This window comes from Paraburkholderia gardini, from assembly GCF_907164575.1.
Lineage (GTDB): Bacteria > Pseudomonadota > Gammaproteobacteria > Burkholderiales > Burkholderiaceae > Paraburkholderia > Paraburkholderia gardini.
The window spans coordinates 20,409-41,568 of the sequence record NZ_CAJQYY010000014.1 but is presented as its reverse complement, the minus strand read 5'-3'; the positions used below and the strand labels follow the sequence as shown (position 1 = coordinate 41,568).

Annotated in this window: 21 protein-coding genes; 10 read left to right on the top strand and 11 right to left on the bottom strand. The window is 61.3% G+C overall.

Annotated features, from left to right (window positions below):
- Positions 1–20 precede the first annotated feature (20 nt).
- Positions 21–395: a hypothetical protein gene (locus tag LPA34_RS13375; RefSeq protein ID WP_228978823.1), complete on the top strand. Its 375-nt coding sequence runs from the start codon at positions 21–23 to the stop codon at positions 393–395.
- A 122-nt stretch (positions 396–517) separates the two neighbouring features.
- On the opposite strand, the gene LPA34_RS13370 is transcribed toward LPA34_RS13375, so the two are convergent.
- Complete coding sequence (locus LPA34_RS13370; protein WP_176954051.1) at positions 518–715, bottom strand: hypothetical protein; 198 nt, start codon at positions 713–715, stop codon at positions 518–520.
- A 311-nt stretch (positions 716–1,026) separates the two neighbouring features.
- The gene (locus LPA34_RS13365) at positions 1,027–1,806 is read right to left on the bottom strand and encodes a DeoR/GlpR family DNA-binding transcription regulator (protein WP_228978822.1); all 780 of its coding nucleotides are present in this window, start codon (positions 1,804–1,806) and stop codon (positions 1,027–1,029) included.
- Between the two features lie 277 nt (positions 1,807–2,083).
- Here LPA34_RS13365 and ggt point away from each other — a divergent pair, with 277 nt between their 5' ends.
- The 4 genes from ggt (at position 2,084) to LPA34_RS13345 (ending at position 7,114) form a co-directional block, all read left to right on the top strand.
- Positions 2,084–3,721, top strand: a complete 1,638-nt coding sequence (gene ggt / locus LPA34_RS13360; protein ID WP_228978819.1) for a gamma-glutamyltransferase — start codon at positions 2,084–2,086, stop codon at positions 3,719–3,721.
- Between the two features lie 176 nt (positions 3,722–3,897).
- A complete protein-coding gene (locus tag LPA34_RS13355; protein WP_228978818.1) occupies positions 3,898–5,238 on the top strand; it encodes an MFS transporter in 1,341 nt (446 codons plus the stop codon).
- Between the two features lie 428 nt (positions 5,239–5,666).
- A complete protein-coding gene (locus tag LPA34_RS13350; protein WP_228978816.1) occupies positions 5,667–6,494 on the top strand; it encodes a ferritin-like domain-containing protein in 828 nt (275 codons plus the stop codon).
- Positions 6,495–6,595: 101 nt separating this feature from the next.
- Entirely contained in the window at positions 6,596–7,114 is a 519-nt protein-coding gene (locus tag LPA34_RS13345; protein ID WP_228978814.1) for a hypothetical protein, read from the top strand.
- Between the two features lie 30 nt (positions 7,115–7,144).
- Here LPA34_RS13345 and LPA34_RS13340 read toward each other — a convergent pair whose 3' ends face one another.
- The 4 genes from LPA34_RS13340 to LPA34_RS13325 form a co-directional block, all read right to left on the bottom strand.
- The gene (locus tag LPA34_RS13340; protein ID WP_228978811.1) at positions 7,145–8,698 is read right to left on the bottom strand and encodes a DEAD/DEAH box helicase; all 1,554 of its coding nucleotides are present in this window, start codon (positions 8,696–8,698) and stop codon (positions 7,145–7,147) included.
- Positions 8,699–8,907: 209 nt separating this feature from the next.
- Positions 8,908–9,528 (bottom strand): PAQR family membrane homeostasis protein TrhA, encoded by a 621-nt coding sequence (trhA, locus tag LPA34_RS13335; RefSeq protein WP_090528059.1) that lies wholly within the window; start codon positions 9,526–9,528, stop codon positions 8,908–8,910.
- A 140-nt stretch (positions 9,529–9,668) separates the two neighbouring features.
- On the bottom strand, positions 9,669–10,967 hold the full coding sequence (locus tag LPA34_RS13330; RefSeq protein WP_228978809.1) for a c-type cytochrome: 1,299 nt from the start codon (positions 10,965–10,967) through the stop codon (positions 9,669–9,671).
- Between the two features lie 21 nt (positions 10,968–10,988).
- A complete protein-coding gene (locus LPA34_RS13325; RefSeq protein ID WP_228978807.1) occupies positions 10,989–11,720 on the bottom strand; it encodes a c-type cytochrome in 732 nt (243 codons plus the stop codon).
- A gap of 444 nt (positions 11,721–12,164) precedes the next feature.
- Between LPA34_RS13325 and LPA34_RS13320 the strand changes: the two genes are divergently transcribed.
- A complete protein-coding gene (locus LPA34_RS13320) occupies positions 12,165–13,094 on the top strand; it encodes a CopD family protein (protein ID WP_228978805.1) in 930 nt (309 codons plus the stop codon).
- 103 nt (positions 13,095–13,197) lie between these two features.
- Here the strand turns inward: LPA34_RS13320 and dgoD are convergent, their stop codons facing one another.
- On the bottom strand, positions 13,198–14,346 hold the full coding sequence (dgoD, locus tag LPA34_RS13315; RefSeq protein WP_228978803.1) for a galactonate dehydratase: 1,149 nt from the start codon (positions 14,344–14,346) through the stop codon (positions 13,198–13,200).
- Positions 14,347–14,524: 178 nt separating this feature from the next.
- Between dgoD and LPA34_RS13310 the strand changes: the two genes are divergently transcribed.
- From LPA34_RS13310 to LPA34_RS13295, 4 genes are all read left to right on the top strand, one after another.
- Positions 14,525–15,256 carry a FadR/GntR family transcriptional regulator gene (locus LPA34_RS13310; RefSeq protein WP_228979000.1) on the top strand — a complete coding sequence of 244 codons (732 nt, stop codon included), beginning with the start codon at positions 14,525–14,527 and terminating at the stop codon, positions 15,254–15,256.
- 126 nt (positions 15,257–15,382) lie between these two features.
- The gene (locus tag LPA34_RS13305) at positions 15,383–15,721 is read left to right on the top strand and encodes a hypothetical protein (RefSeq protein WP_228978801.1); all 339 of its coding nucleotides are present in this window, start codon (positions 15,383–15,385) and stop codon (positions 15,719–15,721) included.
- A gap of 315 nt (positions 15,722–16,036) precedes the next feature.
- A complete protein-coding gene (locus LPA34_RS13300; protein ID WP_228978799.1) occupies positions 16,037–17,185 on the top strand; it encodes an ImmA/IrrE family metallo-endopeptidase in 1,149 nt (382 codons plus the stop codon).
- Positions 17,172–17,654: a DUF4411 family protein gene (locus tag LPA34_RS13295; RefSeq protein WP_228978798.1), complete on the top strand. Its 483-nt coding sequence runs from the start codon at positions 17,172–17,174 to the stop codon at positions 17,652–17,654. The genes LPA34_RS13300 and LPA34_RS13295 overlap by 14 nt, the downstream gene beginning before the upstream one ends.
- 511 nt (positions 17,655–18,165) lie before the next feature.
- Here the strand turns inward: LPA34_RS13295 and LPA34_RS13290 are convergent.
- The 4 genes from LPA34_RS13290 to LPA34_RS13275 all read right to left on the bottom strand — a co-directional run bounded on the left by LPA34_RS13290 (position 18,166) and on the right by LPA34_RS13275 (position 21,038).
- Complete coding sequence (locus tag LPA34_RS13290) at positions 18,166–18,537, bottom strand: competence protein CoiA (RefSeq protein WP_228978795.1); 372 nt, start codon at positions 18,535–18,537, stop codon at positions 18,166–18,168.
- 351 nt (positions 18,538–18,888) lie between these two features.
- A complete protein-coding gene (locus tag LPA34_RS13285) occupies positions 18,889–19,314 on the bottom strand; it encodes a TrbJ/VirB5 family protein (RefSeq protein WP_458796458.1) in 426 nt (141 codons plus the stop codon).
- A gap of 77 nt (positions 19,315–19,391) precedes the next feature.
- A complete protein-coding gene (locus tag LPA34_RS13280; protein ID WP_228978794.1) occupies positions 19,392–19,970 on the bottom strand; it encodes a hypothetical protein in 579 nt (192 codons plus the stop codon).
- Between the two features lie 15 nt (positions 19,971–19,985).
- On the bottom strand, positions 19,986–21,038 hold the full coding sequence (locus LPA34_RS13275) for a tyrosine-type recombinase/integrase (protein WP_228978792.1): 1,053 nt from the start codon (positions 21,036–21,038) through the stop codon (positions 19,986–19,988).
- Positions 21,039–21,160 lie beyond the last annotated feature (122 nt).

Genomic DNA, 21,160 nt, shown 5'->3' with positions numbered 1-21,160 from the left:
GCCAACAAAAGGTGAGAAACATGCGTGGAATCTGGATAGCTGGCGCGACGGCGCTGCTGGCGGGGTGCGTCGGTACACCGAGCCTGAGCGGCACGGTGGGCGCGCCGTCGTTCGCGTCGTTGCAGGAAATGTGTGGCGGGCAGGCGCTCGATTACGGCAAGGACGCGCAGTCAGTGTATTCGATGCTGTTCGATGCGTATATCGGCAGCCATCGTGGGAAAGGATCGAAAGAGGCGTATTGCGCGTTCCAGACGGAACTCGCGCAGCACTACACGGCAGAAGGCGCGAGTGGCGACGCGCAGGTCCGAAACCAGTGGGTGGCGTACCTCACCACACAGCGCGCGAAGGCGCTCAGCTGGCGGGCGACGGTCGATCCGACCTTGCGCGGCGGCTAGCGCGCGGGCATGCGCGATCGCGCGTCGGGAAGCGCGTGATGATTGCGGTGTGAGCAGGCGTGCGGTTGCCGCACGCCGTGGGCGCGGATGACGGTACTTGATGAGAGTGCCCGGCGCAGCGGTCAGGAGAAGCGCTTGATTGCCCTGAGCGCAGAATCGCCAACTTCGGTGAGACGCCACTGCTGGAGGCCGGACGCAAGCTTTTCGAGCTGAACGAGTTGACGTTCGAGGAGCGCATCGAGTTCGTCGCGTTCCATGTCGGTCTGATTCGGGGAGTCTTTCACGAGCAACAACGTGGCGAATTCATGCGGACTCAGCATTGTTCTCTCCATGTCAATGTTCCCGGACTGCGCGCAAGGCGCCGAAGCAACGCGACACATCTGGCGGTAAGGCAGAGATGCACGCGGTCACGCCGGCGGGCACGGTATGTACGCCGGGGAACTGGAGTGTAGTCAACCGCACGCAGAACGCCAAACCGTCCCCGGAAAATTTTCCCGTTGACAGAAAGGCACGCTAGCGGCGGTCTGGTTTCGCCGCCAGATCCTTGATTTCACTCGAAGTTGTTCGTGCGGTGCAGCAAACTCAGGGCGCATTTTCGGGCACTGCGTACCGGCTATCGCGACAGTCTCGACTATTCGGCGATGTAGACCTGCGTGCCGGCGTTCGTCAGGGTTTCGGTCATGTCGGGTGGTGGCGCGGCATCGGTGAAAAGCGCGTCGATCTGGTCGAGATGCCCTTGCCGGACCAGTGCCGGGCGGCCGAACTTCGAATGGTCAGCGGCGAGAAAAACGATGCGCGCGTGTTCGATGATCGCTTCCGCGACGCGCACTTCCCGGGTGTCGAAATCGCGCAGCGTGCCGTCCGTCTCGATGCTCGATGTGCCGATGATCGCGAAGTCGACCTTGAACTGGCGGATGAAATCGATGGCCAGTTCGCCGACGATCCCTTTGTCCCACGGCCGCACGATGCCACCCGTCACGAGCACCTCGCAGTCGGGGTAGCCGCTCATCATGCTGGCGACGTTCAGGTTGTTGGTGATCACACGCAGTCCGCGATGGCGGTTGAGCGCACGCGCCACCTCTTCGGTCGTCGTGCCGAGGTTGATAAAGAGGGACGCCTGATCGGGAATGTGAGTGGCCACCAACGTGGCGATGCGACGCTTTTCGTCGTGGAACATCCGTTGCCGCGCGGTGTACGAGACGTTCTCGGAGCTGGTCGGCAGGCTGGCGCCGCCGTGATAGCGTCGCAGGAGATTCATGTCCGCGAGCCAGTTCACGTCGCGCCGGATGGTCTGCGGTGTCACGTCGAAGTGAGCCGCCAGGTCGTCTACGGTCACGAACCCGTCGCGCTGGACCCATTCGAGCAGTTCCTGCTGGCGTGCGTTCAGGGTCAGGCGTGGGTCTCGGGTCATGGCGAAAGGATCGATTGCCGTTCAGCGACGCGGGCCGCATGGTGCGCCTCTGATGGGCAGGTATTGGAGTCGACGTATTGTAAGACCTTCAGGCAACTTGTCAGCAAGGTTGCCGGCAAGCACGATCGCCAGCCGCGATTCAGATGTTTAGCGCATTTATTCAGTCAATAAATGAATTTGTTTTTTGTGCCCGAACACGATGCAATTTCGGGTTTCCGTTTCCAGCGGTTCGACGTCGTGCGTTATGTCGGGCCGCGTATTTCAGAGAGTGTTCGACATGACCCGCTTCAACTGGCAAAACCCTTACCCGACACCGCGCCTGCCGGTCTTCGCCCGCAACATCGTCTCGACTTCGCATCCGCTTGCGGCCCAGGCCGGCCTGCGCATGCTGTGGAAGGGCGGCAATGCGGTGGACGCGGCGATCGCGGCGGCGGCGGCCATCACGGTGGTCGAGCCGGTGTCGTGCGGGCTGGGTGGCGACGCATTCGCGCTCGTGTGGGACGGCAGGAAGCTGCACGGTCTGAACGCGTCGGGCGTGGCGCCAGCGGCGTGGAGTGTCGACTATTTCAGGCAGAAGTACGGTGAGGAAAACGGCCTCGCGAGGCAGCCGAAGCGCGGCTGGGACGCGGTCACCGTGCCGGGCGTGATTGCCGGCTGGGAAGCGTTGCACCAGAAATTCGGCTCGCTGCCGTTTGCCGACCTGATGGAACCCGCAATCGAGATCGCCGAACGCGGCCATGCGGTGGCGAGCGTCGTGGCGCACAAATGGGCGGCAGCGGTGCCCGAGTTGAAGGATCAGCCGGGCTTCGCGGAGACGTTCATGCCGCGCGGCCGTGCGCCGGAAGTGAGCGAACTGGTGCGCTTTCCCGGTCACGCGAAGACACTGCGCAAGCTGGCTCAGCTTGGGCCGCGTGCGTACTACGAAGGCGAAATCGCCGAACAGATCGCCGGCTTCGCCCGCCAGGGTGGCGCGGCGCTCACGCTCGACGATCTGCGCGACTATCGCGCCGACTGGGTCGAACCGATCGCCAAAGATTACCGCGGCTATACCGTGCATGAAATTCCGCCGAACGGCCAGGGTATCGCCGCGCTGATCGCGCTCGGCATCCTGGAACATTTCGACATCAGATCGCTGGCGGTCGACAACATCGAGTCGCAGCATCTGCAGATCGAGGCGATGAAACTGGCATTCGCCGACGTTTACCGCTACGTCGCGGATCCGCGCTCGATGGATGTCACGCCCGAACAGATGCTCGACGACGCGTACCTGGCTTCGCGCGCGAAACTGATCGATCCGAAGCGCGCGACGCAGTTCGACTTCGGCATGCCGAAGGCGGGCGGCACGATCTATATGTCCGTGGCGGACGAGCGCGGCATGATGGTGAGTTTCATCCAGTCGAACTATATGGGCTTCGGCTCGGGCATCGTCGTGCCGGACAGCGGGATCGCGCTGCAGAACCGCGGCTGCGGCTTCTCGATGGATCCGAAGTCGCCGAACGTCGTCGAGGGCGGCAAGCGGCCGTTCCATACGATCATCCCGGCGTTCCTCACGCAGCAGGTCGACGGCCAGCAGGAAGCGGTCATGAGCTTCGGCGTGATGGGCGGCGACATGCAACCGCAAGGCCATCTGCAATCCATCGTGCGGATGCTCGACTATGGCCAGCAGCCGCAGGCCGCCTGCGATGCGCCGCGCTGGAAGGTCAACCGAGACTTCACGATCGACGTCGAATCGACCCTCGACCTGCAAACTGCCAGCGCGCTGGAAGGTCTCGGTCACACGATCAAGTCCGTCGACGATCCGTATATGGATTTCGGCTCGGGCCAGTACATCTGGAAGCTCGACCGCAATGATCCGGAGCGCGGCTATGTGGCGGCGAGCGACAGCCGTCGCGACGGGCTTGCCGCCGGGTTCTAGTACAGGGAACAGGCATGCCCCGGGTGCGACGGCGCGTGAAACGTACCGCCGCCCGGCGTATCCATCTCGCGTTTTTCCGCCGCATGCGATGCAATCCGCGTCGCATCGCGGCCGGCGTGACAGCGATACAGCAATCAAGGCGATAACAGGCCATAACAGGCAAGGCAGGAGACATCATGAGCACCCACGCGTCGCACGCCGCGACCGCTTCCTCACCACAACCCGTCCCGCTTTCGAAAGCGACGGTGCGGCGCATTGTATTTTCGTCGTCCGTCGGCAACGCGCTCGAGTGGTTCGATTTTCTGGTCTACGGTTACTTCGCGACCGTCATCGCGAAACAGTTCTTCCCGACTCACGACGAGTGGCTCTCGACGCTGCTTGCGATCGGCACCTTCGGCATCTCGTTCCTGATGCGGCCGCTCGGCGCCGTCGTGCTTGGCACTTACGGCGACCGCAAAGGCCGCAAGGCGGCGCTGACGCTCGCCATCGCACTGATGATGGTCGGCACGCTCGCGATGGCCGTCATGCCGCCGTATTCTGCGATCGGCATTGCCGCGCCTCTCCTGATTCTCGTCGCGCGGCTCGTGCAGGGCTTCGCGGTGGGCGGGGAGTTCGGCAGCGCGACCGCCTTCATGGTCGAGCACAGTTCGACGCGGCGCGGCTATTACGCGAGCTGGCAGTTCGCAAGCCAGGGGCTGGCCGCGATCACGGCTGCGGCGTTCGGCTCGTTGCTGACGGCCTGGCTGCCGTCCGATCAGCTCAATGCGTGGGGCTGGCGTATTCCGTTCGTGTTCGGTCTGCTGGTCGGGCCGGTCGGCTATTACATCCGCTCGCATCTGGACGAGACGCCCGAGTTCGTCGCGGCCCAGCGTGCGCGCGCAGTGGAAAGCGCCGTGCCGCTCAAGGATCAGGGCGCATCGTTCAGCAGCCAGTGGGTCAATCTGCTGCTTGCGATCGGCATCGTCGCGCAATCGACGGTCGGCGTGTATGTGCTCCAGCTCTACATGCCGCTCTATGCGGTGAAGCAGCTACATATGGCGGCGGCTGCATCGTTTGGCGTGGTCGTGCTGAACGGCGGCCTGCAGTTCCTGCTGTCGCCGGTGATGGGCGCGCTGTCGGATCGCATCGGCCGTATCCGCATCATGCTGACAACGTCGGTGCTGATGGGCGTGCTGATCTATCCGATGTTCGCGCTGCTGCAAATTCATCCGACGATCGGCTGGCTGCTGTTGCTGCAAGCCATGGCCGGTATTTTCAAGGCCGCGTACTCCGGGCCGATGCCGGCGCTGATGTCCGAAATCTTCCCGGTGCGGGTGCGTTCGACAGGTCTTTCAATTGGCTACAGCGTCGGCGTCACGATCTTCGGCGGCTTTGCGCCCACTATCGTCGAGACGTTCATCCATCTGACCGGCGACAAGCTCGCGCCCAGCTATTACGTGTTGCTTGCGGCCGCGCTGTCCGGCATTTCGCTCGTGATCGTCGCGATACGCATGCGGCGCGTGCGTCAGCGCGTCTGATCGCATGCTGCTCGTGTACAAAGGTCGCGCGGATTCCGTGACCGGTCGCTGAGAGCCGGGCTCACTACAGGCGTTCGACGCAAAATAGTGGGCGAAATATCAGACACAGCAAAAAAAGCAGCCGTTCGCGGCTGCTTTTTTTGCGCCCGCTTGACGAATGGTTTCGGCCAGTTGCCAGCGTGGCGCGACTGTCGTTTGACGAATGTCACCCGCGCCGAGCGCTTTCCCTGGTATTGAGCGGAACTGCGGCGATCCGGCACGGTCTGTGCTGTGGTATCTGCACATTTGCGCGACATTGGCTAAGATGCAGTTGAGAAGGGGTTAAACATTTCAAAGCGCTGTATGTTGCAGTGGTGCGTAGCCAGCCGGGCAAGAGACATACGGTCTGGCATGTTCCCGTGTCGCGACAGCTTTTGGGAGCACGAATAATGCGAACAGACTCCATGCATGTGATGCCCTGGCGTATCGAGGACATCGATCTCAGCCGGATCGACCGGCAGAAGGCGGCCGTCAACGAGGATCTGCTGTTGTTGCTGTGCGCGGCGTCGTTCATTGAAAGCGGCACCGATCTCTACACGAGTAACCTCAGCACGTTCTTCAATGGCGACCGGGAAGTATCCGCGTGGCTCAACAACGAATGGGAGCCCGAGGAAATGCAGCACGGGCGCGCGCTCAAGACGTACATCGCGCATGTGTGGCCGGAATTCGACTGGGATACGGCGTTTCATAACTTCTTCGAAGAGTACAAGCTGACCTGTTCGTTCGAAGACTTCGAAAAGACGCGCGCGCTCGAAATGGTTGCGCGGTGCGTCGTCGAAACGGGTACGGCAACGCTGTATCGGGCGATCGGCGAATGCTCGGATGAACCCGTGCTGAAGGAAATCACCGACAACATCCGTATCGATGAAGTGCGCCATTACAAGCATTTTTTCAAATACTTCAAGAAGTACAACAGGATCGAAGGTAACGGCCGGCTGGCGGTGCTGGGTGCGCTGATGCGTCGTGTGATGGAGATCAAGAACGAGGATTCGGAAATCGCGCTGCGTCATGTATTTGCGATCCGTTATCCTGAGCGCGTCAACGATTCGGCCTACAATCGCGACCGCGCGGCGCGCGTCAATTCGCTGGTGCGTCGCAATCTGTCGGCCGATATGTGTGTGAAGATGCTGCTCAAGCCGCTCGATCTGCCCGCGAAGATCCAGCCGGGCGTGCACTATCCGCTGGCGAAGATCACGCAGCACGTGTTCTTCCGATAGTTCCGAACAACGCGCGCGGCGCATGCCGCTGCGTGGCAGTGACCGGATGGCCCGCCTGCGCGGGCCATTCTGTTTTGTGTGAACCCACATGGAGCGACGTAATGACCGCCTCAACGGATCGCGAGCGATCACTCGAACAGGACGTATTCGATGAATGGCCGCCCACATTGCGAGCGGCGTTCGACGGGACATCTCTGGAGACGAAAATCGGCTTCACCGCATCGCTCATCACCCGCGATGTGAACGGTCATCTGCGTACGTCGCTGCTCGGCGTCGGCGAGTTGTATGCACCGGACTCGCGCACGCTGTGCCTTGCGCTGTGGCCGCATTCGCGCGCTGCCCGTGCGCTCGCTGGAGGCGGCCGCGCGGCACTCACCTTCGTCTTCGACGATGCGTTCTATCAGGTGCAGCTCGATATCGAACCGCTTCCCGAAGCAGGCGGCGATCTGGCGTGCTTCACAGGGTCGATCGATACGGGCGAAGCGCAGCGCGTGCGCTATGCGCGCCTCACCGGCGGCATTACGTTCGATCTGGAAGGGGAGCGCGAGACGGTGCTCGACCGATGGAAGCAACAGATCGAGCACCTGAAAAAAACGGCCGGAGCAAGCCCCGGCCGTTAATTCTCTGATGCGAGCGATGGAACCTGCGGTCTAGCGACCGCGCTGTCCACCGTTACGCGCAGGATGCGATCCACGCGGCGCGCCGCCCAGCAGTGAGCCGGGATTGCCGCCTGCCCGCTGCGGCTTGCGCGGTGCGGGCGAACTGGCGTTGCCGCCCTCGTGCGATGCGGCGCGCGGCTTGTCGTGATGACGCGTGGTTTCGTGACGCGGATTGTCCTTGCGCACCTGCGCCGGACCATTGTTCACGGGCTTGCTGCCTTGCGTACGCGCCTGCTGCGGCTGTTGCTGTGCACCGCCACGCGAGTTCGGGCGCGACTGCGCCGGCTTCGGCGAAGACGCACCGTCACGCTTCGGCGCGCCGCCTTGCGGCTGGCGCGGCTGACGACCACCGCCGCCGCCACCTTGTCCACGGCGCAGGATCGGTTCCGGCTTTGCCGTCGGGTCCGGCTCGAAGCCCGCGATCACTTCCTGCGGCACCGGACGCTTGATGAGCTTCTCGATGTCCTTCAGCAGTTGCAGTTCGTCGACGCACACGAGCGAGATCGCCTCGCCCGTCGCACCCGCGCGACCGGTACGACCGATGCGGTGAACATAGTCTTCCGGCACGTTAGGCAGATCGAAATTGACGACGTGCGGCAACTGGTCGATGTCGATGCCGCGCGCGGCGATATCGGTCGCGACGAGCACCTGCAGCGTCGCATCCTTGAACTCGGCGAGCGCGCGCGTACGCGCCGACTGGCTCTTGTTGCCGTGAATGGCGAGCGCGCTGATGCCATCCTTCGTCAGCTGTTCGGCGAGACGGTTCGCGCCGTGCTTCGTGCGCGTGAACACCAGCACCTGGAACCAGTTGTGTTGCTGGATCAGGTGCGTGAGAAGTTCGCGTTTCTTGTCGCGATCGACCGGATGGATCTTTTGCGCGACGTTCTCGGCCGTCGTATTGCGGCGCGCGACTTCGATCAGCGCCGGCGAGTTCAGCAGGTTGTCGGCGAGGGTCTTGATCTCGTCGGAGAACGTCGCGGAGAACAGCAGGTTCTGGCGCTTCGCCGGCAGCTTCGCGAGCACGCGCTTGATGTCGTGGATGAAGCCCATGTCGAGCATGCGGTCGGCTTCGTCGAGCACGAGGATGTCGAGCTGCGAAAGATCGATCGTCTTTTGCTGCATGTGGTCGAGCAGACGCCCCGGCGTCGCCACGACGATATCGACGCCGCGTCGCAGCGCATCGATCTGCGGATTGATGCCGACGCCGCCGAACATCACGGTCGACTTCAGCTTCAGGTATTTGCCGTACTGGCGCACGCTTTCTTCGACCTGCGCGGCGAGTTCGCGCGTCGGCGTGAGAATCAGCGCGCGCACCGCGCGCTTGCCGTTTGCGTTGTTGACCGGTTGCATCGTCGTCAGACGTTGCAGGATCGGCAGCGTGAAGCCGGCGGTCTTGCCGGTGCCGGTCTGGGCGCCGGCAAGGAGGTCGCCGCCATTCAGCACGGCAGGAATCGCCTGCGTCTGGATCGGAGTCGGGGAGGTGTAGCCCAGTTCGTGAACAGCGCGGACCAGCGGTTCGGACAAGCCGAGGGAATCAAAAGACATAGAAACTCTTTGTAAATGCAGATGTAGCGATCCGCTCGTTCGCAGCCGGAAAAGGCGCGATGAAAGCCGGAGCAAAGACCGGGGCGCAAGCCGGGGTCTGAAGCTGATCGCCGGGAAATCGGCGGTACGCTCGCTGGCGTACCGAATGCATCAACGCGCTATCAAGACACGTCGACTGGCGTTAAGTTGCATTTCGCCGCCGTGGAATGTCATGCGACGTAGCGCGCGACACTGACGAATTGGCACAGACTGCCGGCCAGCACGAACAGGTGCCAGATGCCATGTCCATGCCGGATGCGCTCGTCATTGATGAAGAAGTAGATGCCGGCGCTGTAGATGAGACCGCCGGCCACGAGCCATGCGGTGCCTGCTGGCGGCAATGCTTCCACCAGCGGACGAATGGCAACGAGCGCGAGCCACCCCATCAATACATACAGCACCATCGAAACGCTGCGGGTGCGTCGCCCGAGCGTCAGTTCCTGCGTGATACCAAGAGCTGCGAGCCCCCAGCTCACACCGAACAGCGACCAGCCCCACGGACCACGCAGCGTAACCAGCGTGAACGGCGTGTAACTGCCGGCGATCAGCAGATAGATCGCCGAATGGTCGCATTTTTGCAGGATCGCCTTCAGACGCGGATGGCGAACACTGTGATAAAGCGTGGAGATAGCATACAGCACGAACAGCATTGCACCGTAGACAGCGAAACTGACGACCTTGTACGCATCGCCATCGAGCGCGCCCATCGTGACGAGCGTCGCGAGCCCCGCCACCGACAGCACGGCGCCGACGAGATGGGTAATGCTGTTGAATCGCTCACCGAAATGCACGGCACTCTCTCCTGCCTGCCCTCATGCGCTTCATGCTACACGCGTGACCGGCAACTGAACCTCAAAAACAGAATCCAGCAAAAACAAAGGGCGCAGCCCGCGAAAACCGCTGGCCGCGCCCCGGGTGCACCCGGCGTCGCTTAATCGAGCGGCGCCGAACGCAGATCGCTTACCTGTTGCGGCGACACTGCCGAGCCGTGGTTACCCCACGACATACGGATGTACGTCACAACTGCAGCCACTTCCTGATTCGACAGCGACTGCGCAAACGGCGGCATGCCATACGGCTTCGGATTGCCATCCGTGCTCGGCGGATAACCGCCATTCAGGACCATGCGGATCGGGTTCACGGCCGACGGCATCTGGATCGACTGATTGTTCGCGAGCGGCGGGAAGTTAGGCGGCTGGCCGAGGCCATTCGCTTCGTGGCACTTCGCGCAGTTGTCACCGTAGATCTTCTGACCTTGCTTCAACAGTTCGCCACCGAACTGTTCCGACGTTTCGAGCTGCAGGCCTTCCGGCGCTTCCTTCTTTTGCGGAATGGTCTTCAGGTACGTCGACATCGCGTGGATGTCATCGTCCGACATGTACTGCAGGCTGTTGTGAACCACTTCAGCCATCGGACCGAACACGGCACCGCGATTCGACACGCCGTTCTTCAGCAGATCGGAGATGTCCTTGATGTCCCAGTCGCCGAGGCCGGCTTCCTTGTTCGACGTCAGCGAAGGCGCATACCAGTTCTGCAGCGGGATCAGACCGCCAGCAAACGCTGCCGAGCTCACCGGGCCGCCCATCGCGTTGATCGAAGTGTGGCACATGCCGCAGTGGCCGAGGCCTTCGATCAGGTACGCGCCGCGGTTCCATTCGACCGATTTGGTCGGATCGGCCTTGTACTCGCCTTCACGGAAGAACAGCGTGCGCCAGCCAATCAGCATGTTGCGCTGGTTGAACGGGAATTTGAGCTCGTGCGGACGGCTCGGCACGTTCACCGGCGTGACCGAACGCAGATACGCGTAGATCGCGTCGGAGTCGGCGCGCGTAACTTTCGTGTAGCTCGTGAACGGGAAGCCCGGATACAACAGGCTGCCGTCCTTCGAACGGCCCGTGTGCATCGCGCGGTAGAAATCGTCCCGCGTCCATTTGCCGATGCCGTATTGATCGTCCGGCGTGATGTTCGGCGTGAACATCGTGCCGAACGGCGTAGCCATCGGCAGGCCGCCAGCGAACGTCTTGCCGCCGCGCACCGTGTGACACGCGATACAGTCGCCGGCGCGGGCGAGGTACTCGCCCTTCTTGATCAGCTCGGCCTGGTCGGCGGGCGTTGCCGCGACGGCCGAGCCGTTATGCAGGTTATCGCCACCGGTCCACAGGACCGGAACAAGCGCAGCGGCTGCAGCGACGATAACAGCCGAAAGTGCGAAAAGGGACTTGCGTTTCATTTGAATATCTCTCCCGGTGCCTTATTGCGGTTCGCTGCCGCAGGCAAGCGGAGTCTTCATCGAACGGGCAGGAGCCGGCACGGGGTTATGCGGAGCCGGTTGCGTGGAAAGCCATGCCGCGACGGCATTCACGTCTTCATCGGTAAGGCGAGTGGCGATGGTGTGCATGCAATCGGGCGCGACCGCATGGCGCGTACCCGAGCGCCAGGAGCCAAGCTGTGCGCTGATGTAGTCGGCATGCAGGCCGACGAGACCCGGGATGGCCGGTTCCATGCCCGTCAGACCCTTGCCGTGACAGGCCGCGCAGGCGGGAATCTCCCTCGATGCATCGCCGTGCAGCACGATCTGCTGGCCGCGCGAAAGCGTCGTGGCCGATACGGTCGGCTTTGCGGGCGGCGGATACGGCGGACGCTGCTGCGAGAAGTACGTCGCGATCTGATGAAGGTAGTCGTCCGAGAGATACGTGACGAGGTAGTTCATCGGCGGATACTTGCGACGGCCTTCGCGGAAATTCTGCAACTGGTTGAACAGATAGTCGGCCGGCTTGCCCGCAAGGCGCGGGAAGTAGTCGTTATCGGTACCCTGACCATGGGAGCCGTGGCACGCAGTACAACCCTGCACACGTGCTTCCATCGTGTCCGGGGCTTTGGGCTGGGTCTGCGCATTCGCTGCGCTGAAGACGCCTGCACTCCCGATCAACAGAACGGCGAGCAATGGGCGGAAAATGCGTCTTGAAGACACGCGTAACTCCATCAAAATCAGGGGACCTGACCGAACTTCGAGCGGCTCGGTGTGGAAGCCAGCCGGCGCTGCGGCGACGCAGCATTCTATCATCGATGACTGATGGTGACTATTTGACACATTGACGTGAGTTCCGGCCTCAGCGTCGATGCGACAGTTTGCCGCAGAATGATCGCCACCTGCATTGCAGGGACCGTCGGGAGATCTGAAACCATCGCGCGTCGAGGGCATCGAAGCGTACACTCGCGGGTCTTGCAGACGGTGCTGTCCGGCGTCGGGCCTGCTTCCGCTTTCACTCCGCTTCCCTGTTTATCTCCTCATTTCATTCACGATGCCAACTGATTTTGCCTGCCTGCCGCCAGACTCCGTGATCGACAGCTCATCTTTGGAGCATGAAACGGCATCGGGTGCGCGCCGCCACGCCGATTTCCGTCTGGACAGAACGGAGGCCGCGCAATGAGCGTCGACGGACTGTGGATCGGGCAGGTCGCCATGGCCTCGCTCATGAATATCGCGTTTGCGTTTGCCGTCGGGTCGGCGCTCCTCGCGGCGTGGCTCGCGAAGGACGGCGGGCAGACCGTGGCGCCGGCGCGGCCGGCGTTGCTGCGTGCGCAACGCGCGCTGGTGATGGGGGCTGTCGTGCTGGTGCTCGCCGATCTCGGCTGGCTCATCTATCAAAGTGCGACGATGAGCGGCGTCGGTCTGCCCGAGGCGCTCGGCGTCGTGCCTTCCGTACTCACGCAGACGCACGTCGGCTTTGCGTGGAGTCTCGCGTTCGGCGGCGCGCTTGTGTTGCTTCTTACGTCGCTTGCGAGTCATGAGGGGGTGTTACGCAACGCGCTGCTGTGGCTTGCGGTGATCGCCGTCGCGGCAGGCAAGGCGGCGCTCGGTCACGCGGCGGATGCCGGCATTCCGTCGGCGGCAATCGGCATGCATACGCTGCATGTGCTCGTCACGAGCGTGTGGGGCGGTCTCGCGCTGTCAGCGGGGCTGGCTGTGCTGCCGGCGCTGGATACGTCAACCGCGCGCGGCGTCCTGATCCGCACGGCGGGCCAGGTGTCCAGTGTGTCGCTCGTCGCGGTCGTGTTCGTGCTGCTGACGGGCGTGTTCAACGCGGTGCGCGGTTCGGGCGGTTCGTTCGAAGCCATCGACGCCAGCACGTGGGGTCATGTGCTGATGCTCAAGCTGGCGCTTGTCGCGCTCGCGCTCGTGCTGGGCGGACTCAACCGCTTTTCGGCGCTGCCGCGCCTGAAGCGCAGCGCGTCGACCATGGATGCGCACACGTTCAACAACGTGATGTATCTGGAAGCGCTCGCGATGCTGGGCGTGTTCGTCGCGGCTGCCGTGCTGTCGCACAGCATTCCGGCCTTCGCCGCGATGGGCTGATCGGGCTGCTCTCCGCTGACTGAACGATTACCGCGCCCGCCACCTTGCCTTCAAGTGGCGGCGCTTCCCGTCACGCAAACAGATGCTTACGCGCTTCCCGTGCTTACCATTCGGCGACACTGCCGTCTGCGTGGCGCCACACCGGGTTACGCCAGCGATGCCCGACCTTCGCCATCTCGCGAACCTTTTCTTCGTTGACTTCGATACCGAGGCCCGGGCCCTGCGGGATCGACACGAAGCCGTCTTCGTATTTGAAGACTTCCGGGTTCCTGATGTAATCGAGCAGGTCGTTGCCCTGGTTGTAGTGAATGCCGAGGCTCTGTTCCTGGATGAATGCGTTGTAACTCACTGCGTCGATCTGCAGGCAGGTGGCGAGCGCGATCGGACCAAGCGGGCAGTGCAGCGCGATTGCGACGTCGTACGCTTCGGCCATCGTCGCGATCTTGCGGCATTCGGTAATGCCACCCGCGTGCGACGCGTCCGGCTGCAGGATGTCGACGAAACCGTTCGCGAGGATGTGCTTGAAGTCCCAGCGCGAGTACAGACGCTCACCCAGCGCGATCGGCGTGTTCGTCTGGTTGACGATATCGCGCAGCGCTTCGGCGTTTTCCGACAGCACCGGTTCCTCGATGAACATCAGTTTGTACGGATCGAGCTCCTTCGCCAGCACCTTCGCCATCGGCTTGTGCACGCGGCCGTGGAAGTCGACGCCGATGCCGATGTTCGGACCTACCGCTTCACGCACGGCGGCGACGTTGTCGATCACCCCTTGCACCTTGTCGAAGGTGTCGATGATCTGCAGCTCTTCCGAGCCGTTCATCTTGATTGCCTTGAAACCGCGTTCGACGACGGCACGCGCGTTGTTCGCGACGTCGCTCGGGCGGTCGCCGCCGATCCACGAATACACCTTGATGCGATCGCGCACCTGGCCGCCGAGCAGCGCATGCACCGGTACGCCGTGATGCTTGCCCTTTATGTCCCACAGCGCCTGGTCGACGCCGGCGATCGCGCTCATAGTGATCGGGCCGCCGCGATAGAAGCCGGCGCGGTACATCACCTGCCAGTGATCCTCGATCAGGAGCGGATCCTTGCCGATCAGGTAATCCGACAGTTCATCGACAGCCGCCGCAACCGTGTGCGCGCGACCTTCGACAACCGGCTCGCCCCAGCCGACGATGCCTTCATCCGTCGTGATCTTCAGGAAGCACCAGCGCGGCGGGACGATGAAGGTTTCGAGTTTGGTGATTTTCATGCTGAGGCTCTCCTGACTGCCGCTGCGGGCCAGATTGTGGGACGGTGGAAGCGTGGATACAGGGAACACATCCTACAACAAAATCGCCGTTAAGTAGTATTAATAGTACTATTGGTATGGGCATCGACTGTCACGCGGCTTTGGCCGTTCGCTCGCGTTCCTGGTCTGATGCTGGATAATCCGGGGCGTTCCAGTCACTCATCGCGCCGCGAGGCGAAAGCGGAGAACCGTTATTCAGCATGATCTGCACGGGCGCGTCGCCCACCTGCTCGCGACCGCCATCCTGCGCGGCGACTATGCGCCCGAATCCATCCTGCCGCGCGAGGCGGAGCTGATGGATGCGTTCGGCGTCAGCCGGACGGTGCTGCGCGAGGCGCTGCGGACGCTGACGTCGAAGGGGCTGATCGAGTCGCGTCCGCGGGTGGGGACGCGTGTGCGTCCGAAAAACGCGTGGAATCTGCTCGATGTCGACGTGCTCGACTGGTACTCGCGCGTCGCCCCGCCGATGGCGTTCGCGCTCAAGCTGCAGGAAATGCGCGAGATGATCGAGCCATATGCGGCGGCGCTAGCTGCGTCGTCCTGGAGCGATGGGACGTTTGCCGCACTCGATGCCGCGCATGCCTCGATGGTGACGGCGCGCAACGTCGACGAATGGGTGCGGGCCGATCTTCAGTTCCATCTGAACGTGCTGACGGCGTGCAGCAACGAACTGCTGATTCCGCTTGGCACGCTGATCGAGCGCACGCTTGAGGCACAACTGCAACTGAACGCGCGGCGGGCGGGCGTGTTCAACGCGTCGCTCGCGGAGCACACGGCGGTCTTCGAGGCGATCCGCGATCGCGACGCCGAAGCCGCGCGTCAGGCGATGGCGAACCTGCTCGGCGTGACGCGCCGGCGGATCGAAGGGTGAACGTGCGCGGGAGCCGTGCTAAGGTCTGAGGCCCGGATTGTGCTGCTGAAGTAACGCTGGCGCTGGCGTGAACGCTGGCAACTGGCAGCGGATGCGTTCAGTCAACCGAACAGAGGAGGCTCGTTCATGTCAGTCTGTTTCGTCGCGCGAAGGCTCGCGCTTGCGCTGGCGTTTCTGCCTGCGGTGGCGTCGCTGGCCGTGCATGCCGAGCCCGTTCCCGAAAGCCAGTGGCAGCCCAGCCAGGCAACCTTGTTTACGCTCGTGCAGGACGGGTACCGGATCGTATCGGTGATCGACGAGCGGCGTGGCGAGGCGAATTCGACCCAGACGTTTTATCTTCAGCGGGAGCAGGGCGCGTTCAAATGCATCGAGCAGCATCAGATCGACCAGAAGACGCGCATGCCGGCGGCGCAGTTTGCGTGTTTCGAGCTGGCGCAGCCGTTTTCGACGTCGAAGGGGAAGTAGCGCTGGGCGCGGTGGACGGTCAGTGGAAACAAAAAAGCCGCTGCTTCGTGAGAAGCAGCGGCTTTTTTTACAACTGGTGGCGAATCAGGGACTCGAACCCCGGACCTGCGGATTATGATTCGGCGCGTGACGCGGTAAGTTGCTGAAAACTAAGCCAATTTGGCCGTAAACAGCCGAAATCAAAAGTTGTTTCGCATCAGTAGTCTACCGTAATTTCGGCCGAGGTAGAAAAGCTGAGCCATGCACCGCCCGTGCACTTTCGGGTAGGTGGCGGAAGCACAGCAAGCCGGCACCCGGTCGGTATAATGAGTTGTTATGGAGCGAATACAGTCGATCAACCCCGAGCGGATAGCTTGGTGCTGTGCCGATCACGGCACAACGCCAAGCGAACTTGCGTCCGCGGTCGGCATCTCGCCGGCGACGATGGAGCGAGTTCTGGCGGGGGAAGGTGGCTTGACGTTTCCTCAGCTCAGCAAGGTAGCGAGCTTCTTCGGCAGGGGGGCGCTTTTTTTCCTGGAGCCAGGGCAGGTCGATGAAGATCAGGTACACACCCCCGCTTTCCGGACGTTGGCAAACCAAAAGCCAGAGTTGACGGCTAGGCTGAAGGTGCTCATAGAGCGGGTCGAGAGGCAGCGCGAGATATATCTGAGCCTTCGCGAAGACCTGGACGACGCCAACTTGCCTCGGTTCGAAGAGCCGGATCTCCCGCGCGACAACCCCGCTGAGGCAGCGAAAATTGCGCGTCGGTGGTTGGGCCTTGGTGATGACAACACGTTTGACAGTTACAGGTCGGCGATAGAAGCGCGCGGTGTGCTGGTATTCCGTAGCAACGGATACAACGGAAAGTGGCAAATTGCCAAAGAGAGCCCAATTCTGGGCTTCAGCATCTACAGCCCTGACTGTCCTCTTATCGTTGTAAAAAAGCAGACCTATGAATCCCAGCAATCCTTCACGCTGATGCACGAGCTGGGGCACCTGCTGTTGCATCGGAGCAGTTCGATCGACGATGAGCACGACATGCAGTCCCACCAAGGTAATGAGCGGGACGCGAACGCTTTCGCCGGTCACTTGCTTGTGCCCACGGCATTCTTGGCAAGGGTGGACGATCTAGGCCGCCCGCGACAAGTCGCTGAGTACGACGAGTGGCTCAAACCACTGCGGCGACAGTGGGGCGTCAGCACGGAGGTTATATTGCGTCGATTGCTTGATGCGGGTCGGCTGCCACAGGAGCAATACGCCGCTTATCGACACTGGCGGAGTGCTCAGCCCTCTCCCGAGCAAGATAGCGGGACTCGGATGTACCGCCATCGGGAGCCCTCGCATATTTTTGGCGATAGATTCGTGCGTACAGTATTGGATGCACTGAATGGCCGATACATCACGTTGGCAAAGGCGAGTCGGTATCTCGATGGCCTAAAGATCAACGACCTGCATCAATTGGAACGCTTCTATGCAGGTGTTTGATGCTTCTTCGATGATTTACGCTTGGGATAATTATCCCGTAGCTCAATTTCCAGGACTGTGGGCCTGGATAGCGGCGGAGATCAATGGGCGAAGGCTCATGATGCCTATCGTGGCTTACGGAGAGGTATGCGCAGGGACACCGGACTGTGGTGATTGGCTTGTGACGGCCGGTCTTGAGCGATTGGAAGTCACAAATGAAATTGTGCAGGATGCCATGCGCATCAAGGGGCTGCTGGGAGTGGTGGGCGATAACTATCACCCGAAGGGCGTAGGCGAAAACGATTTGCTGATCATTGCTACAGCTCGAGCCCACGGAAGAGAGCTGATATCAAATGAGGCTCAACAAAACAATCCGCCGGACGTGAACTCGAAACGCAAGATACCGTCTGTTTGTTCCATGCGTGAGGTAGCCGTACCTTGCATCGACTTCGTTCAATACATACGTCGATCAGGGGCGGTCTTCCGCTAAACATTTCGGGGGGAGGCAAGGCGGGTTGCCGCGTCCCATTGCAGTGCATCGCCTTCGGGTTGTTGACAGATGGGGGACCCTGAGTGCCGGCGGGCCGCCTTCGGCGACTCGTTGATGGGACAGGGGTTTGTACCGGCGGTACGACTCAAAGCCCGATCCCTCAAGTGTCAATCAGCTTGCCTCAATCGCCGAGGTTCCATGAGCCACCTCGGTATTGGTAGGTGCCGTTGAGGATGCCGGCCAGCCACGTCGATACCGTCGCTGTCTTAAGACCGCCAAACAGGACGAGTTGCGAACCCTCGGTATCGAGCATTGCTACCGGTAACTCTGGCAGCATGCCGGTGCCGATTCCGCCCTCTGGGAACTCGTTGCCGAAATCGCGTTTTAGCAGCAGGCGTGACGTCGCCTTGCCTAAGGTCCGAAAATTCTCTTTGCGGACCAGCCAGTAGCATTCGACGGCCGAAGCGGTGTACCGCTCTTGGCGGCGAATGAAATCGCGCAGGTGCTGGTACTAGCGTTGCAACTCAATCACGATGGTACGCCCAGGGACGGAGAAGAGAACATCGGCCTCCCACTTGTCATCGCTCGATGATCTTCCTGGCGCTTCTTCGCTGCCAACAATGCCCATGCCATCCAAAGCGGCTAGGACCGCCGCTTTGCCGGCCTTATGCCACTTGGTCTCGGGTGCAGTGGTGCACTCGTCCGACAGGTGAGCGAAGAAAGGCAGGCCGTTGATGCTGGTCTTTAGCACCGCCGGTGCCTTGCAGCATGGCATTACGAAATCCCCGAGCAGCGCGGTCTGCTTTAGCTGATCCCACACGGCGCTGGAGATTGCGGCCGCGTCCACCGGACGACCGTCACGGGTCCAGGCTGATTGCGTCATGACAGTGTCCTTCGAAAAAGCGATGTGTACGCGCCGATCGCAGTTAGTCGTCTCTGCCTTGGTCAGCGCACTGCCAAGCCTCCAGGAATTCCTGGACTTCCGGATGCGCGCCTGCGGTAGCAACAGCTTCAACGCGCAATCGGAACGCGTCTAGGTTGAGCAATCGAGCCATGCCTTTGAGGTCGACTCTTGTCACGCGCTGGGCGACAACGTCGCCCATCCCTCCGAAGCCCATCGCTTGGGTCCAGCCGTATGAGGTAAACGCCTTTGCGAGCTGCCGAACGCCGTCATCACTGGCGAAGGCTCCGGACGTCCATGCGCGAACTACGGCGCCATCGTCGGCCGTCAAGTCTATGCATCAAGCAGGGCTTGCCGCTGTGCGTCTGTGCACCCCGTCGCGGTAAAGCGCGGCGACGAGCGGTAATAGGCTACGTCCTGATAGCGCGACAGATAGCTATCGATGCTCCCGGCCTGGTTCTTGTAGTAGTTCAGCATGTCCTGCGCTTGCAGGAGCTTGCTGATCGTCTGGTTTGCCTGGTCCCAGATGTAGGCAGCCGGTGCGAGCGTGTTTTGCAACATGTTTTGATACTGCTGCAACTGCGTCTCGTACTGCTGAATCTGTTTTGCGACCGCTGCCACATTTTGCATGGCGCTGATCGTCGTTTGCGCAACGTTCGTCGCATCGATAACGGGGATGCCGGCGTGTACCGGACCACTGATTGCTCCTGCGAGCAAAATTGCCAATACCATCTTTGCCGGGCGTGTTGCACTACGCATCTTGTTTCTCCTTCGATTGGTGAGTCGCCGTGTCATGAGCTGGGTACACGTAAAGTGGCTTTGAGTTTGGGGTGATATTAGGGCTTGCCCTTCCGATAGTGCTCCAACAGATCTTCGTTCCCGGAAAGAACCTCCACCATCATTTGAAGCATCAGGACCGGACCAGGAACGATCCCCGCCTCATCGATCTCCTGTCCGTCAAAATCAGGACTGGTTGGAATTTCAACGTTCACCACCCACCAGACCTCGATTTTTCTTAGGATTGTGATCAAATCTTCGAAAATCTCTACGTGCTCAAAGGTCGCCGCGCCCATCACAACAGATGGCAGTTCGTGAGCTAACTTGTTTCGGATCGACTTGATACGTTCGAAGGTCTCAAGATCGCCGAGATCGATTGCGTCATGCTCGGTCAACCAATCGAGCGATGCGTACAGGGTGCTTTTGTTGCGAGCGAGAACTTTCGAGCGATATTCCTCGCTAAGCTGATACGTGCCAGGTTCGAGACCAATGTTTTCAATGTTGTAGAAATCGCGAATACGCCCGATGATTGATTGCCTCAGAAGTTCAAAGGCAGTGATGTAGAGCGACGCCGAGATGAGCTTTTCTTGCATGACTGCTGGCGTGAGCAGCTGTTCCCATTGCTCGTTAGCGGGCATAGGTCGTGAACTCCGTTAGGTCAGCGAGGCCGTTTTGATGGCATCAAGCTTGCCGACAAGATCCTCGGCACGCAAGTGCGTGTACCGGCGGAGCATCTGCATCGACTTGTGCCCGCTGATCGAAGCCACTTCCTGATCGCTCAGACCCGCCTCGACGAGCCGGCTGACCGCTTCGTGGCGTAGATCGTGAAAGCGGAAGTCGATCAGGCCGGTCTGCTTTTTGATGGCGTTCCAGACCTTTGTGAATTGGTACGCTCGCCGTTTCCTATCGCGGCCGGGTTCCCCGAAAAATACGAGATCGGTGTCGATAGGGCGGATCGGGTTCGCAAGGGCGCTTTGCAAGACTGACGCCGCGAGCTTGGTCAGCGGCACTGTGCGAGCAGCATTGTTTTTGGTGTCGGTCAGGCGCACAACGCGACGTTCAAGGTCGATCTGGCCGCGCCGCAGCCCAACTATCTCTGACTGACGCATTCCGGTTTCAATCGCAAGGCGCACGATCCAGCCCAGCATGGGGTTCGTGTGTTTATCGACAGCTGCGAGTAGCAATGTTTGCTCGCGGCCCGACAGGCGCCGATTTCGTCCTTCTCCGGGGCGGGGCTTGCGGATGTTGGCGACAGGGTTGTAGATCAGCCCGATATGCCATTCCTTGATCGCCACGTTGAACAGGTGGCCGAGCAAGGCGAGTTCAAGGCGGACGGTGTTGTTCGCCTTGCCTTGGGCGAGCCGGTCGTCCCGGTATCGACCCACGAGGTCGGGGGTGACGGCGGCCAGCGAGTATTTCCCGAAATGTGCTTTCAGTTCGCGGATACGAGCGCCTTCCCTGCGCTGGGTGCTGGCTTTCTTGGTGGGGACGATTTCGCGCTCATAGCGGTCGAGCGCGTCGGCCACCGTCGTTTTCTCGGACGGTGCACGCTGGATGAACACGCCGCGCACCATCTCGTCCTCGGTGCGTCGTGCCCAATCCTCGGCGTCGCGCTTCGTGCGAAACGTCTTGGCGGCAGTCGGCCAGCCAACGCGTCGGATGGTTGCTTTCCAGGTACCAGAGGGGGTTTTTGTCAGTGCTGCCATGGTGCTCCTTCCTTGAGGTCTGCACCGCGTATTGCACCGAATTTGCACCGCGAGGGGCCGGTAAAAGAAAAGGGCTCGCAGCGAAGCCGCAGAGCCCTTAGTGAAAAAGCCCTGTAAATCAA